The sequence below is a fragment of the Sphingopyxis sp. genome, assembly GCF_035998905.1.
Taxonomy (GTDB): Bacteria; Pseudomonadota; Alphaproteobacteria; order Sphingomonadales; family Sphingomonadaceae; genus Sphingopyxis.
The window spans coordinates 189,834-205,298 of the sequence record NZ_DASYHG010000009.1 but is presented as its reverse complement, the minus strand read 5'-3'; the positions used below and the strand labels follow the sequence as shown (position 1 = coordinate 205,298).

Sequence of the window (15,465 nt, the reverse complement as noted above, 5' to 3'; positions counted from 1 at the left end):
CGTTCGGGGTGACGGAGCGCGGCCGGCCTAGCCGTCGATGTCGAGCCCGAGCGCCAGCCGGCCGCTGAGGTCGCGTTGTGCAGGCTCCTGCAGCGGATGGAAGCGGGCGCCCTGGACGTCGCGGAAAGCGCGCTCGATCGTCGCACCCCGATAGAAGGCGCCGCCCCCGGCCAGTTCCAGCGCGAGTTCGGCGGTGCGGATCGCGGCGCGGCCCGTGACCGTTCTCCCGGTCATCACCGCGCTCGTCGTCTCCGGCCCGGGGCTGGCGCTCCCGGCGGTCGCGATCATCGCGGCGAGCGCGGTTTCGGCGGTCCAGAAGGCAGTCTGCATCTCGCCCGCCAGCGTTATCAGCGCGGGGCTGGCCGGCTTGCGCCGCGCCGCGGCGAGCGCGGCATCGCGCGCGCCCTCCGCGACGCCGAGATAGGCCGAATAGATGAGCGGAAAGGCGATCATGCTGATGATGTGGAACAGCGGGTGCCATTTGCCCTGCGGACGGCGGCCCGACACGGCTGCCTCGGCGAGGAAGACGTCCTTCAATTCGACATCGTGCGATCCGGTCCCGCGCATCCCCATGGTGTCCCATGTGTCGAGGATCGTCACCCCCTCGGCCCCGAACGGCAGCGCGAAATGGAGGACGGTGGGTTCGCCGGCCGGATCGTCGAGCACCGCGCTCGTCATCAAAAGATCGCCCGCGGGGCATCCGCTCGAAAAAATCTTGCGCGCGTTGATCCGGTAGCCGCCCTCGACCGGGGTGGCGGTTCCGCTTCCGTGCAGCCAATCCGACCCGCCGCTCGACACGAGGACGAGGTTTTCGGCGGCGACGCGGCGGAGCAACGCGTCGGTCGGCGCCTGCATATGCTGCCAGCGCCAGGCGGCGACGGCGACCTGGTGGCAGTGCATCGAAAAGGCGAGCGCGGTCGAGCCGCAGGCGGCCCCGATGCGGCGGACGATGCCGCACAGCGTGGCATAGTCGAGCCCGTCGCCGCCGAGTTCGATAGGGACCGCCGCGCCGATCAGCCCGGCCTCGCGGAGCAGGATATAGTTTTCGGCGACGAAGCGCCCGTGGCGGTCGTGATCCTCCGCCGATGCGGCGATCCTTTCGGCTATCCGGTCGGCGATCGCGTACCAATGGTCCGGGGTTTTACTTTGTGCTGCGATTAACATGGTCATCTCCTGAGCATTCCTTGCTGGCGATGGCATGACGACTTGCCGGTGCGGCGGATAGTTCAGGAACTGAATCCGCCCGGTACAGAAACTGAACTCGCGTTCCGCGCGACTCCTGAACTATAATATGTGCCGGAGGAGTGTATCATGGCGAACGCCAGTTACGGTCAATTCTGTCCCGTCGCGATGGCGGCGGAGATATTGTGTACGCGCTGGACGATCGTCCTTGTCCGCGAACTGGCGGCCGGATCGACCCGTTTCAATGACTTGCGACGTGGGGTTCCGCGCATGTCGCCCGCGCTGCTGTCGCAGCGGCTGAAGGACCTTGAGGCGGCAGGGATCGTCCACCGGACCCCGGTTGCGCGCGAATCGGGCGTATTCGATTACCGGCTGACGCGCGCAGGGCAGGAATTGGCGCCCGTCGTCGAGGCTTTTGGCGTCTGGGGCAAGCGTTGGATCGACGGCGACCTGACGCTCGAACGGCTCGATGTGCAGCTCTTGATGTGGGATATGCGCCGCGGCCTCGTCCTCGACCCGATGCCCGATCGCAAGGTCATCGTGCAATTCCGCTTTGGCGAGCTGGCCGCGGATCGGCGGTCGTGGTGGCTGGTCGTCGAACCCGACCGGGAAACCGAGCTATGTTCGATCGACCCCGGCTTCGACGTCGACCTCTATGTCGCGACGGACCTGCGGACGATGACGGCGATCTGGATGGGTTATGATACGCTCGCCGATGCGGCGAATGCACGGCGGCTGATGCTGACCGGCGACGACGCGCTGTCGGACAGCATCGAATCCTGGTTGGGCCTCAGCCCCTTTGCCAAGACGAAAGCGGTGGCCGCGGTTTCCTGATCTTGCCTTTTTCCCGGGCGCGGCCCGCCTTTTCCGGAAGGTGGCCATATCCATTATTTCGCCGCATTCCCGCGTGATGAAGCGGTTTCAGGGAGGGGCCATTATGACCATGAAACAGATTTCCGCTGCGATCGCGCTGCTCGCCTGCTGCGCGTCGCCCTTGCAGGCGCAGACCTTCGGCGGCGGCGCGCCGATGAACGGCGCTTCGCCGATCGCGACGGGCGGCTTCGTCGGTGCGCGCATCCGGATTCCGCTGGGCGGGAAGCAGGAAGGCGGCGAGAAATTGCGCGCGAGCCTGACCGTCGCACCGATGCAGCGGAGCGACGGGACGGGGCTGAAAGGCCCCGCGTGGCGGATCGGCGAGGGGCTTGAGTTCGGCTTTACGGGCGGCGACCGCGCGCCGCGGCTTTCGCTGGCGGGGCAGCAGCTGGCGACGACGCGCTATGCTCCCGGCGGGCGCGCCGCGACGAAGGGGCGGAGCAACATGTCCGACGCCGGGACCGCGGCGCTCGTCGTCGGCGGGCTCGCGCTCGTCGCGGGCATCGGCTTGCTCGTCGCGCTCGATGCGCAGGGCGACAATGACCGCTGCTGCGAATAGGCGCTGCTGACCCGCGCGCCGCCGCCGGTCAGGCCGGGGCGGTCGCGGGTTCGGGCCTGGCCGCGGCGGTGGCTGAACCGCGCCTCCACAGGAGCAGGAACAGTCCGCCCGCGACCAGCGCGGCGTTGACGATCCACGCCATGCTGTCGGCGGCGCCGATGCCGCCGCGCAGCGCGAGATGCGTCGCGGCGGCGGCGAGGATCAGCGCGCCGGTCGCAAGGCGGCCGACACGCGACAGGGCGGCGGCGGGCAAGCGGATCGCGGCGAGGAGGAAGGCGAGGCTGACGGCGAGCCACGCGGCGATCGCGGCGGGCGTGCTCGCGAGGGCGAGGCTGGCGATCGCGGCGGCGGCGAAGCCCGCGGGCTGGCCCCACACGGTCGCGGCCCAGGCGCGTTCCCACCCCGGTGCGGGGCGGCCCTTGTCGCGGCGGCGCGCGAGCCAGATGTTGACCCCGCTCGCGGCGAGATAGGTGAGGCCGAGGCCGAGCGCGAAATAGACGATCTTGACGATCCCGCCGCCGAACCAGCCGAAGTGCAGCGTGCCCGACGAGGCGAGGATATCTTCGCCGAGGTTGTTCGCCGCCGCCGGTTTTTCGTTGTAGATCGTCGCATCGCGGCGGAAGGCATAGCTGTCGGTGCCCGCGAGCCGGTTCGGATGCTTGACGTTGAACAGCGCCGCGCCGCCCATCTCGGTCGGATGTTCGGTGAAGACATATTCGATGCGGCCGCCATGGTCGGGCAGCTTCGCGAACATCGGCCGGAGGTCGAGCACCGGCGCGGGGCGCGGATCGTCGACGGGCGGCGCGGGGATGAACAGCGCATAGACCTTGTTCACATCGCCGTTGAACATCGCCATGCCGAGCACCCCGACGATGATCGTCGTGAGCCCGAGGAAGGCGCCGGTGAGCGATATGAGGATGTGGAAGGGCAGCGCCCAGACGCCGAGCCGGTTGTGGAAATCGGCCTCCTGCAAGCGCTTCGACCCGCCGAGGCGGAGGTGGAAGGCGTCGCGGAAGATGCGCGGATGCGCGAGAATGCCCGAGATGAGCGACGAGAGCAAAGCGACGCCGATCAGCCCGACGAGGAAGCCGCCCCAGGTACGCGGCAGGTGAAGGTTGATGTGGAGGCGCGTGATGAATTCGGTCCACGCCGCCTCGCCCCCCGGCGCGATCTGCCCCCCGGCGTCGGCGAGGAACTGGCGATCCTTGTCGGCATCGACATAAAGGAGAAGGCGCGGGAAGTCGGCCGAGGGGAGCGTGATATAGACATGTTCGACCCCGGGGCCGCTCCTGGCGATCGCGCCCTCGAACGCGGTCTGGACCGCATCGGGGGTTACGGCGGTGACTTGCGGCGCGGTCGCGCTTTCCCAGCGCTGGAATTCGTGCGCGAAGACCGCGATGCTGCCCGACAGGCAGACGAGGTAGATGAGCGCGGCGAAGGCAAGGCCGAGGCTGCTGTGCCCGCGCAGCACCGCGCGGACGAAGCCCGCGGGGATGCGCGACATCAGATCCTTCTTCTTTGCGGGCTTTTTGGTCGCGGGCTTGCCGGCGGGGGTGGCGGTCATGCGAAGCCCTTCACGATGGCGGCGGTAAAGCTGACGATCGCGACGCCGGTGAGAACCGCGGTCGCGCGCAGGATGCGGTTGTCGGCGAGCGTCCACGCCATGCAGGCGCCCCACGCGACGGGGACGATCATCCCCCCGACGACGAGCCGCGTCTGCTGTTCGCCGGGGACGAGCGCGGCATAAGCGATGCCGACGCCCATCGCGGCGATCATCCCGATCGGGCCCGCGAGCAGCCAGCGCAGCGTCTCGCGCCCTTTGGTCGTCGCGCGGTCGGAGGGTTCGGGGGCGAGGCTTTCGCGCGCGGCGCGCGCCTTCGCCTGACGGACGCTATAGTTGGAGGCGACGACGAGCAGCGCCGCGGTCGAGACGAGCGCGAGCGCGACGAAGAAGCCGCGCGCCGCGCCGAGCATCCACGCCGGCCAGACGAGCGAGAGGGCGATCAGCATCCAGCCGCCGAGCACGAGGCCCGGCTGCGGAGCCTTGCCCCGCCACGCGCGGCGGAGCAGCCACGCGCCCGCGCCCGCCATTCCGGCGATCAACAGCGCCGGCAAAAGCGCCGGAGTGTCTTGCATATATCCCCCTGTATCGTTCCGACTCACTATTGACTCGCATTCGCAATAGCAATAGCGCGCCCTTCGATAGCTAAGCGGGGAGCTAAAGACAATGACCAAGAATTTCCGGCCGGTTCTGGCCCTGATGCTCGCGAGCGCGGCGATGCCGGTCCATGCCGGGGAGGCCGCGCTGGATGCGGCCGCCGCCGACGCGGGCGCAGCGGGCGAAAGCAATGAGATCGTCGTCACCGGCATGAAATTCGACCGGACGCTGCAGGACACGCCCGAAAGCGTGAAGGTCTATACCGCCGAGCAGATCGACCGGCAGAATCTGGTCAGCGTCTACGACCTGATCGACCGCACCGCGAACGTCGCCTCGACCTTTGCCGAGTCCGGGTTCAACATCCGCGGCATTTCGAGCACCAATGTCTCGGGCTATGGTTTCGGCGACCTCGCGACGATCTACCTCGACGGATCGCCGCTCCCCAGCGAGGCGGCGGCGGGCGGACCGCTCGATCTGTGGGACCTCGAACAGGCCGAGATCCTGCGCGGGCCGCAGTCGACGCTGCAGGGGCGTAACGCGCTCGCGGGCGCGATCATCCTCAAGACCGCCGACCCCAGTTTCGACTGGCGCGGCAAGGCGCGCGCGATGATCACCGATGCCGATGGCGAATATCGCCTTGCCGCCGCGATCGGCGGGCCGATCATCGACGATGTGCTGGCGTTCCGCGTCGCGGGCGAACTCGCGCGCGGCGACGGGCTGATCAAGAACCGGCTGACCGGCGGCAATTACGCGCGGACGAACAGCGAGGTCGTGCGCGCCAAATTGCTGTTCACCCCCGCGGGTGCCGACGGGGTGCAGATCAAGGCGGCGTATCTCTATGACCGCCATTTCGGCAACGACGGGCGCGGCTATGTGTTCAGCGACGTTCCGAACGCGTGGGACAATCGCTACGTCCTTGCCAACCGGCCGACCTTTACGCGGACGAGCGCCGACCTGTTCACCTTCGACGTGACGCTGCCGGTCAGCGACGTCTTCACCCTGTCGTCGGTGAGCACCTACAACCACCTCAAGACCTTCTCGACCTATGATGGCGAGCTCCGCGCCGAGGACGAATCCTATGGCGATTTCGCGACCAACCAGAAAATCTACAGCCAGGAATTGCGGCTGACCTTCGATGCCGGGCCGCTGCAGGGGCTGGTCGGCGGCTATTATTCGCGAACGAAGAACCCCGCGTCGGATTCGAACAGCACCTTCAGCCTCGATCCCGATGCCGACCTCGGGCTGACCCCGCAGGTCGCGGCGCTGCTCCAGAGCCAGTTCGGGCTGCCCGCCGATCAGGCGCTGGGGCTCGCGCAGCTGGCGCGCAGCTATTATCCGCCGCGCGTCTTCATTTCGTCGGCCCAGCGCTATGCGGTCGATATCGAGACGATGGCGCTGTTCGGCGACGCGAACTGGGAGGTGGTGCCGGGGCTGAAGCTGCTCGCGGGTTTCCGCTATGACCATGAGCGGCAGAAGGTCGCGAACAACAATGTCGTCGTCCTCAACACGGTGCTTCCCGACCCCGCGGCGGCGCCCACGCCGACGCTCGGCCTGATCCTGCAGACGATCAACGGGCTGCTGCGCCAGCAGGTCGCGAACGCGAACAGCGCCGGACCCGAATCGACGACCACCTACAAGGCCTTCCTGCCCAAGGGTGGTATTTCGTGGGAGATCGCGCCCGACAAGACGCTCTCCGCCATCGTCCAGCGCGGCTATCGTTCGGGCGGCAGCGGGGTGAATCCGGGGCGCGCGACGACGCATGTCTACGATCCCGAATATACGTGGAACTACGAGCTGTCGCTGCGCACCCAGTGGCTCGACCGGCGGCTGACGCTCAACGCCAACGCCTTCTACGTCGACTGGAAGGACCAGCAGGTCTATGTCCAGCTGTCGGACAATGTCTATGATTACGAGACGCAGAATGCGGGCAGCTCGCGCGTCTGGGGTTTCGAGGTCGAAAGCGATTTCGACGTCACCGACCGGCTGAATGTCTATGGCTCGGTCGGCTATGCCAACAGCAAGTTCCTCGATTTCCAGACGACCAACGGGCAGGTGCTCGACCTTTCGGGTTTCGAGTTCGCCAATGCGCCGCGCTGGACCTGGGCGGCGGGGCTCGACTGGCGCCACCCGTCGGGGTTCAGTGCCAACCTCAACGTCAATTATCGCGGTCCGCAGTTCCAGGATATCCGCGACCAGAGCGGCGGTCGCGACGTGCCGGGGCGCACTTTGGTCAATGCCAAGGTCGGGTACAGCAACGAGAATTTCGGCGCCTATCTGGTCGCGACGAACCTCTTCGACGACAAATATTACGACTATCAGTACGAGAATGGCGGCCGGATGCAGGCGTTGTTCGGCGAACCGCGGATGATCGGGCTGACCTTCGAAGGGCGGTTCTGAGCGAACGGGCGGACGGCGCGGCGTCGCGCCATCCGCCCGGCTTCCCGGTCGCCGGGGCGGCGGCCGGGGGAGGGGTCACTTGGTCGTGTAGCCGCCGTTGACGAGGATCGTCTGGCCGGTCATCCACCAGCCGTCCGACACGAGCATGCGGATCCACGGCACGATATCCTCGATGTCGGTGAGCCCGGTCTTCGAATAGCCCGACAGCGCCGCAGCGGACTTGTGATAGGCCTGCGCATCGGCCTCTTCGGCGGGGTAGAAGAAGGGCGTGTCCATCGGGCCGGGGCCGATCGCGGTCACCGAAATCCCGCGCGCGCCGAACTCCTTCGACGCGGCGCGGGTGAAATGTTCGACCGGCGCCTTGGTGCCCGCATAGGCGGCGTAAAAGGGCGTGTAGGCGCCGAGCAACGATGTGACGAGCGTGCACACCTTGCCATTGTCGTTCACATGTTTGCCCGTCTCTTTCAGGAAGAAGAAGGCGGTCTTCGAATTGACCGCAGTCATCTCGTCATATTCGGCCTCGCTGATTTCGGTGAAGGGCTTCTTGAGCACCTTGCCGACGGTGTTGATCGCGATGTCGGGGCGCCCGATCGCGGCGATCGTGTCGGCGAACAGCTTTTCCATGGACGCGGCCGACGTGAGGTCGGCCTGGAAGGCGACCGCCTCGGCTCCGGCGGCGCGGATCGCGGCGAGCGTTTCTTCGGTCTCGGCGGCCGAAGCGGGGCTGTTGTAGTGGACCGCGATGGCTCTCGCGCCCTGTTCGGCGAGGTCGCGTGCGATCAGCCCGCCGAGATTCTTGCCGCCGCCGGCGATGAGGACGGTCTTACCCTTGATGCTGTGATCGGCCATTTTGGTCTCCTTGGTCGTTACCTGTCCAAGGCTAAGCCGCTTTGATCTTGTCCGCTTTCAAATTCCGGCGCAGCGTTCGAATATTGTTTCGGCGAGTCGTGGGGACTCGCAAGGTGGGTGATTGACCGAAGCCGCAACCGTCTGGGATGGCATCAGGCCGCGATCGCGACGCGACGTCGTCGCACGGCATCAGGCGCGGATCGGTCAGCTCGGCGTGCTGGCCGCCACCGAAAATCTCGAAGTACCGACCGACTGGGCGTTCGAGGAAGATCATCACACGATCGTCGTCCATCTCGGCGGCCGGCTCGACCGGATGGAATGCGAATTTTCGGTCGGGCCGTCGGGGCCGGCGCTGCCGGCGCGCGGCGATATCTGGGTGATCCCGGCGGCGTGCCGCTACGCCGCGCTCGCGCAGGGCGAAAGCGCGGCGTTTGTCGAATTGAGCGTGCCGACGGCGTTGCTCGCCGACGCCCCGCTGGCCGCGCGCGTGCGGCATCGCGACGAGGCGGTTTTCCGTGCGGCGGCCCGGCTGTTCGAACTGGTGTGCGCGGGCGACGATCTGGCCCGGATGGCGGCCCACGAGGTCGGCGATACGCTCGAGCGGCATTTCGGTGAGCGATATGCGCTTCGCGAGCGGTTCCGGGGGTATCGTGCCTTGTCGGCGTCGGATCGCAACCGCCTTGCCGAAGCGGTCCGCGGACAGCTAGATGCAGAGCATAGCCTTGCGGCGCTCGCCGCGCTCGTCGGCATGGACGTGAGGCGATTTACGTCGGCGTTTCACGACGCGTTCGGGCTGTCACCCTGGCAATATGTGATGCGTATGCGGCTCGACGAGGCGGCGCGGCGGCTGTGGTACGGGACGGCGCCGGTGACCGAGGTGGCGCTGGCGACGGGTTTCGCGTCGCCGAGCCATTTCGCGACGGCTTTTGCGCGGCGCTTCGGGGTGCCGCCGTCGCGTTACCGCGCGGCGGCGCGGTAAACCGGACCGGTATCGGGCGTGTGGCACGCCCGATACCGGCCGCGGGGGGATCAGAACTTCAGGCGCGCCCCGATATAGAATTGGCGGCCATTGTCATAGATCGCGCGCGGGCGGTCACGGCTGCCCGAATATTGCTCGATCTTCTCGTTGGTCAGGTTGATCGCGTCGGCGGTGAGCGCGATATTGTCGGTGATGTTGACGCTGACCGACGCGTCGAGCGACGAGAGCGCGGCCTGGTTGAGCGGCGCCGCGCGATCGATATCGATGAAGAATTTCGACCGGTAGTTGTACGAGAGCCGCGCGCTGACGAGGTCGTTTTCATAATAGCCCGTCAGGTTGAGCGAGTGTTTCGAATTGCCCGGGATCGGATCGCCATTGTTCGCCTTGGCGTCCGAATAGGTGTAGTTGACCACCGCGCCGAAGCCGCCCCAGATCGGGCGCGAAACCTGGAATTCGAAGCCCTGGTTGCGCCCGCCGTCGCCGTTGCTGCGGCGATTGATCTGATAGGGGCAGTTGAACAGGTTCGGATTGCCGCCGCCCGCCGCGACGCAGCCCGCGGGCTGCGACCCCGGCACGAAGACGCCCGGCAATATTTCGGTCGAGGTCGTGTTGACGATGTACGACTGGATATCCTTGTAGAAGGCAGCGAGCGCGACGATCGTCTCGCGGTCGGGATACCATTCGATCGACAAATCATACTGGTTGGCGCGATAGGGATCGAGGTTCGGATCGCCGCCGCGGCCGGTGAGCAGCGTGCCGTTGAGGTCGACGCCGGGGGTGATGTCGACGAAATCGGGGCGCGTCACCGTCTTGCCTGCGGCGAAGCGCAGCACGACCTGATCCGACAGGTCGACCGAGAGGTTCGCGCTCGGCAAGATGTCGGTGTACGACCGCTTCGCGGTCGACGGGGTGAAGCCGCCGAACGGGTTGGTGAATTGCGGGTTCGCGCCGCCGATGATGAAGCCGTCCGACGTCTGCTTCGTTTCGATCACGCGCACGCCGACATTGCCGCGCCAGCCCTCGCCGCCGAATTTGGCGAGGCCATAGCCGCCCCACGCCTTTTCGTTGATCGAGTAAGTGTTGCCGGGGACGAGGAAACGGTCGGTGCCGGGCGCGGTCTGCGACCCGTAGATCTGGCGCAGCTTCGCGGGATCGACGCGCCAGTAGTCTTTGAGCGTGCCGGGCGCCGCGATATTGTCGAGGAAGTCGCCGGGCATCCCGCTGCCGGTCGCGAAATCGGCCGAGGTGCATGGGGCGCCGCCGCAGCGCAGGCCGGGGGTGAACACCCCGCCGTTGGTCGCGAAGCGTTCGGCGACGCGGTCGTGGTCGGTATATTTGACCCCAAATTTGAGCGCGGTGAGCGGACCCCATTCGACCTGTTTTTCGATGTCGAGGTAGAAATATTTCTCCTCATCGTCGTTCGTCACCGACTGGATACGCGCGAAGTCGGGGCGGATCCCGGCCGGGTTGAGCGGGTTCGGGTTCGAGAAGCTGACTTCGGGGCGGCCGCTGCGCAGGTCGTAAGCAAAGGCACCGGGACCGGCGAACTCGATGAAATTCTCGTTGCTCGTGTCGCCGTTCGCCTTGGTCCAGCCCGCCTTGAAATGGACCGAGAGGCTGTCGGTCGGGCGGTACGTCAGGTCGAAGTCGGCCGAGACGGTCTTGGCGACCGCCTGGCGGTCGATCGCGTCATAGACGACGCCGAAGCCCGTCGTGCCGCCGGTCGCCGAGGCGATATTGCCCGCGACCGCGACACCGTCCTCGACCACGGCACCCGTGATCGCGCCGCCGCCGGCGAGCGCCTGTTCGCCCCATGCGATATAATTCTGGTTGAAGTTGTCGGCGTTGAAGCGCGAATAGAGCCCGGTGATGTTGATTTCGAGCTCGTCCGACGGGCGGAACTGGATGCCGATATTGGCGCCATAACGTTCGCGGTCCTGTTCGAACATCGTCGAGCCGATCAGCGTCGGGACGAGCGCATTCTGCCCGCCGCCGACGGGGAAGGAGCGGTAGCCGAAGATTTCGAGGCCGTCGCGGCGCGTGCGGCGCTTCTGGTAGATCGCGCCGAGGAGAACGCCGAAGGTTTCGTCGGCGTTCTTCCAGCTGACGAGCCCCGAAAGCTGCGGGTCGAACTTGCCCGACAGGTCCGAATAGACGCCCTGTACCGACGCCGAGAGGGTGAGCGGTTCGAGGTCGAGCGGGTTGCGCGTGATGACGTTGATCGTGCCGCCGACCCCGCCTTCTTCGACGTCGGCCTGCGGACTCTTGTAGACTTCGAGGCGGCCGATGATCTCGGCGGGCAGGGTCAGATAGTTGAAGCTGCGCGTCGAGGCGACCTGATCGAGGATGAACCAGTCGGCGGTCGCGACGCTGTGGCCGTTGAGCAGGGTCTTGGTGAGGTTCGGCGCGGTGCCGCGGAGTGAGACGCGTTCGCCTTCGCCGAATTCGCGGTTGACGACGATGCCGGGGACGCGCTGGAGCGCCTCGGCGACATTCTTGTCGGGGAATTTGCCGACATCCTCGGCGGTGACGACGTCGGCGATCACGGCAAGGTCGCGCTTCGCGTCGATCGCCTCGCGGAGCGATCCGCGGATGCCGGTGACGACGATTTCGCTCTCGGCTGCCGTGTCGGTCGCGGGGGCGGAGGTTTGCGCTTGGGCTGCGCTGGCGGCAAAAAGCAGCGTACCAATGCTGGCCGAAGCGAGCAGATATCTTGCATTGGTCATGTCGAGTCTCCCTTATTTTGATCGAAAATCAATTATTGCTCTGATTTTCGGGGGACATTAGACATACCAATCTATACGTCAAGCTCGTTTCGGCGCGATTTTGCCCCGGAGCGAACAAAATATGCTGCACTTTGGTATTCTATTGGTATTGTTAGAATGCTTATTAGTAAGCTAACCAATTTCTGGCGGCCGCAGGCGCTAGAAATCGGGGAGTGACTGGCTTGCGAAGCCCCAGCCCTTGAGGTCGGGCCCCGCCGCGCGGGCGAGCAGCTCGTCGGCATCGCCGATCGTCCATTGCCCCGCCTTTCGGGCGCCAGCAAGCGCGTCCCAGCCGATCGGGACCGCAACCGGTGCATTTTCGCGCGCGCGCACCGACCAGGGCATGATCGCGGTGCTGCCGCGCTGGTTGCGAAGCCAGTCGATGAAAATCTTGCCCTTGCGTTTCGCCTTGCTCATCGTCGCGACAAAACGGTCGGGCTCGGCGAGGCTCAAGGCCTCGGCGAAGCGTTTCGAGAAATCCTTGTGCGCGTCCCAGTCATGCCCCGGATCGAGCGGCACGACGACATGCACCCCCTTGCCGCCCGACAGCATCGCGAAGCTCACCAGCCCGATGTCGGCGAGCTGGCGGCGGATGTCGAGCGCGGCCTTCTTCACATCGGCGAAATCGAGCCCTTCGTCGGGATCGAGGTCGAACACCATGCGGTCGGGCTTTTCGAGGCTGCCGACATGGCTGCCCCAGCCGTGGAATTCGATCGTCCCCATCTGGACGCACGCGAGGATGCCGTCGGCGTCCTCGACATAGAGATAATCCTCGTGCCCGCCGTCCTTCTCCCTGATCGGCACGTGGAGGACGTGATCGCCGAACGATCCCGAATCATGCTTCTGGAAAAAGCATTTCTTGCCGCGGCCCTGCGGACAGCGGACGAGGCTGATCGGCCGGCGTGCGGTGTGCGGGAGCATGATCGGCGCGATCGCAGCATAATAATCCGCAAGGTCGCCCTTCGTCGCCTTCGCTTCGGGGAAGATGATGCGGTCGCGGCTGCTGATCGTGACATCGCTTTCCGGCGCGGGGGCGGGCTGCTTCTTTTCGGGGGTCACGTCTTTGGCCTCCTTGTCTTGGCGCAGGCCGCGGAAGCTTGCGTGGCGGACCGATCCGCTCGCGGTGAATTCGGCGAAGGCGATTTCGGCGACGAGATCGGGTTTGAGCCAGCGGACCTTGCGTGCGGTGGCGGCATCGACGTCGAGCGGGGCGGTCTTGCGTTCCAGCCTCGCAAATCTCTTCGCGAGGTCGGCCATCGTATCGCTGTCGAAGCCGGTCCCGACATTGCCTTTGTAGACAAGCTCGCCCTTCTCGCGCTGGGCGAGGAGAAGCGACGCGAAAGCGCGGCCCTTCGCCGAGGAGGGGTTCCAGCCGACGAGGATGAACTCCTGCCGCCGCGTGCATTTGACCTTCACCCAATTTTTCGAGCGGCGGCCCGAATAAGCGGCGTCGGCGCGCTTCGAGATGATACCTTCCTGTCCCGCGCCGCACATCGCGGCATAGAGCTTTTCCCCTGCGCCGATGACATGGTCGGCGACCGCGACCGGCGGCCTGGCATTGCGGAGCAACGCTTCGAGCCGCTCCTTGCGTTCGAGATTGCCGAGCTTTGCGAGCGATTTTCCGTCCAATTCGAGCAGGTCGAAGGCGAAGAGGTGGAGTGCGGTTTTCTCGTCCTGCGCGCCGTGGCCGCGCTTCAGCACAGCCTGCAGCGACGAGAAGTCGGGATTGCCGTCCTTGCCATAGGCGACGATCTCGCCGTCGATCAGGCACGGCGGCAGGTCGAGCGCCGCGATGTGGCGGACGAGCGGGGCGAACTTGTCGGTCCAGTCGAGGCCGTTCCTTGTGTAGACGCGCACGTCGGCGCTCGCCGCGGCGATTTCGGCGCGGTAGCCATCATATTTGATCTCGTGGAACCAGCCGTTGCCCGACGGCACCGCGTCGACCAGCGTTGCGAGCTGGGGCGGGCGGAATTTCGGCGGCTTGCCCTTGGCGGCAGGTTTCGCGACCTTTTTGTTGTGCGCTGCGGCCGTCCGCATCTTCTTCGTGAAGGCAGCGCCCCTGGCGTCCTTCAACGATTGCTCGCCGCCTTCGTCGCCCGCGATTTCGGCCATCGTGCGGCCGGTGAGGACGCTGGTGAGCTGCCGCCCGACGAGTTCGTCGGCGCCGCCTGCGAAGGCGTCGTCGATCTTGCGCAGCAGCCAGTTCTCGCGCTTTTCGCCGGGGCGCGGTTTCATGCGGACGAGCAGCCATTGGCCCTTCATGCGCTCGCCGTCGAGGGTGAAGTGGAGGTGACCCTTGTCGATATCCTTCGCGCTCTTGCCTTCGACGGGCTTCCACGTGCCGCGATCCCACAGCATCACCGTGCCGCCGCCATATTCGCCTTTGGGGATACCGCCCTCGAAGTCGGCGTAGCTCATCGGATGGTCTTCGGTGCGCACCGCGAGGCGCTTGTCGGCGGGGTCGGCGCTCGGACCCTTGGTGACGGCCCAGCTTTTGAGGACGCCATCGACCTCGAGGCGGAAGTCGTAGTGGAGCCGCGTCGCGTCGTGCTTCTGGACGATGAAGCGGTTGCGCGTTTGACGTTTTTGGCCCTTCTCGACCTTGCCCGCAGGTTCGGGGGTCAGCGCGAAATCGCGCTTGGCGTTATATTGCGCGAGCGGGTCGGTACGCCTGGCCATCAGAGTCTCGCCGCCGTGTGCCCCTGCGAAGGCAGGGGCCCATCACCGGACCCGGCCATATCAACCAACCCGGACCGAAATGAGGAAAGGGCAGGTGATGGGCCCCTGCCTTCGCAGGGGCACGGGCAGGGGAGGTGTGGCGCGATTCTCATGGGTATCAGGCGCGCTTGCGCGCTGGTGCCTTTTTCGCCGGGGCTTTCTTCGCAGATGCCGCTTTGGCAGGCGCGGTCTTCTTGCCGTCGACCGAGGCCTTGAGCGCCGCCATCAGGTCGATGACGTTCGAGCCGCGGCCGGTGCTCGCGGGTTCCTCGACATCCTCGAGCACGCGCTTGCCCTTGGCTTTCGCTTTCTTGGCGATCACGCGCTTGAGCGCGTCGATATAATGGTTGTGATAGTCGGAGGCGTCGAACTTGCCGCTTTTCTTGGCGATCAGCGTTTCGGCGAGGTCGAGCAGGTCGGCGTCGGGCTTGCTGGCCCCGACGTCGCGGAAATAATTGGCCGCCTTGTTCACCTCGTCGGCGTAGCGCAGCACTTCGAGCACAAGCCCGCGCCCGCACGGACGCAGCGCGACGAGCTGTTCCTGCCCGCGCAGCGCGAGCTGGCCGAGCCCGACCTTTTTCGTGCGCTTCAGCGCCTCACGCAGCACGATATAGGCTTCTTCGGCAAGCTCGTCGGCCGGGACGACATAATAGGGCTTGGTATAATAGAGGACGTCGATCGCGTCGGTGTCGACGAACTGGACGAGCTCCAGCGTGCGTTTGCTCTCGAGCTTGACCGCCTCGATTTCTTCCTCGTCGAGCAGGACATAATTGCCCTTCGACAGTTCGAAGCCCTTGACGATATCGTCATGGTCGATCGCGCCGATGCCGGGCACGACTTTTTCATATTTGACCGGCTTGCCGCTCGGCTCGTGGATCTGGCGGAAGGTCACCGCGGCGCCCGATTTGGTCGCCGAATAGATTTCGACCGGGATCGACACCAAAGCGAGGCGGATCTGACCCTTCCAATATGCGCGTGCGGCCAT

Annotated in this window: 11 protein-coding genes; 4 read left to right on the top strand and 7 right to left on the bottom strand. The window is 65.9% G+C overall.

Features of this window, described 5'->3' with window-relative positions; genetic code table 11:
* Nucleotides 1–27: 27 nt before the first annotated feature.
* Entirely contained in the window at nucleotides 28–1,170 is a 1,143-nt protein-coding gene (locus tag VGN62_RS03300; protein ID WP_327451144.1) for an acyl-CoA dehydrogenase family protein, read from the bottom strand.
* 141 nt (nucleotides 1,171–1,311) lie between these two features.
* On the opposite strand from VGN62_RS03300, the gene VGN62_RS03295 reads away from it, so the two are divergent.
* Both VGN62_RS03295 and VGN62_RS03290 read left to right on the top strand, forming a co-directional pair.
* Nucleotides 1,312–2,016 (top strand): helix-turn-helix domain-containing protein, encoded by a 705-nt coding sequence (locus VGN62_RS03295; RefSeq protein WP_327451142.1) that lies wholly within the window; start codon nucleotides 1,312–1,314, stop codon nucleotides 2,014–2,016.
* 103 nt (nucleotides 2,017–2,119) lie between these two features.
* Nucleotides 2,120–2,614, top strand: a complete 495-nt coding sequence (locus tag VGN62_RS03290) for a hypothetical protein (protein WP_327451140.1) — start codon at nucleotides 2,120–2,122, stop codon at nucleotides 2,612–2,614.
* A gap of 28 nt (nucleotides 2,615–2,642) precedes the next feature.
* Here the strand turns inward: VGN62_RS03290 and VGN62_RS03285 are convergent, their stop codons facing one another.
* Entirely contained in the window at nucleotides 2,643–4,178 is a 1,536-nt protein-coding gene (locus VGN62_RS03285; RefSeq protein WP_327451138.1) for a PepSY-associated TM helix domain-containing protein, read from the bottom strand.
* Entirely contained in the window at nucleotides 4,175–4,750 is a 576-nt protein-coding gene (locus tag VGN62_RS03280; protein WP_327451136.1) for a hypothetical protein, read from the bottom strand. The genes VGN62_RS03285 and VGN62_RS03280 overlap by 4 nt, the downstream gene beginning before the upstream one ends.
* Before the next feature lie 91 nt (nucleotides 4,751–4,841).
* On the opposite strand from VGN62_RS03280, the gene VGN62_RS03275 reads away from it, so the two are divergent.
* Complete coding sequence (locus VGN62_RS03275; RefSeq protein ID WP_327451134.1) at nucleotides 4,842–7,169, top strand: TonB-dependent receptor; 2,328 nt, start codon at nucleotides 4,842–4,844, stop codon at nucleotides 7,167–7,169.
* A 75-nt stretch (nucleotides 7,170–7,244) separates the two neighbouring features.
* On the opposite strand, the gene VGN62_RS03270 is transcribed toward VGN62_RS03275, so the two are convergent.
* The gene (locus tag VGN62_RS03270) at nucleotides 7,245–8,018 is read right to left on the bottom strand and encodes an SDR family oxidoreductase (protein ID WP_327451132.1); all 774 of its coding nucleotides are present in this window, start codon (nucleotides 8,016–8,018) and stop codon (nucleotides 7,245–7,247) included.
* 121 nt (nucleotides 8,019–8,139) lie between these two features.
* Here VGN62_RS03270 and VGN62_RS03265 point away from each other — a divergent pair, with 121 nt between their 5' ends.
* Complete coding sequence (locus VGN62_RS03265; protein ID WP_327451130.1) at nucleotides 8,140–8,997, top strand: AraC family transcriptional regulator; 858 nt, start codon at nucleotides 8,140–8,142, stop codon at nucleotides 8,995–8,997.
* 50 nt (nucleotides 8,998–9,047) lie between these two features.
* On the opposite strand, the gene VGN62_RS03260 is transcribed toward VGN62_RS03265, so the two are convergent.
* The 3 genes from VGN62_RS03260 to VGN62_RS03250 form a co-directional block, all read right to left on the bottom strand.
* Nucleotides 9,048–11,723 carry a TonB-dependent receptor gene (locus VGN62_RS03260; protein WP_327451128.1) on the bottom strand — a complete coding sequence of 892 codons (2,676 nt, stop codon included), beginning with the start codon at nucleotides 11,721–11,723 and terminating at the stop codon, nucleotides 9,048–9,050.
* A 198-nt stretch (nucleotides 11,724–11,921) separates the two neighbouring features.
* Nucleotides 11,922–14,441 carry a DNA ligase D gene (ligD, locus tag VGN62_RS03255; protein ID WP_327451126.1) on the bottom strand — a complete coding sequence of 840 codons (2,520 nt, stop codon included), beginning with the start codon at nucleotides 14,439–14,441 and terminating at the stop codon, nucleotides 11,922–11,924.
* 157 nt (nucleotides 14,442–14,598) lie between these two features.
* Nucleotides 14,599–15,465, bottom strand: coding sequence for a Ku protein (locus VGN62_RS03250; protein WP_327451121.1), 867 nt, complete (start codon nucleotides 15,463–15,465; stop codon nucleotides 14,599–14,601).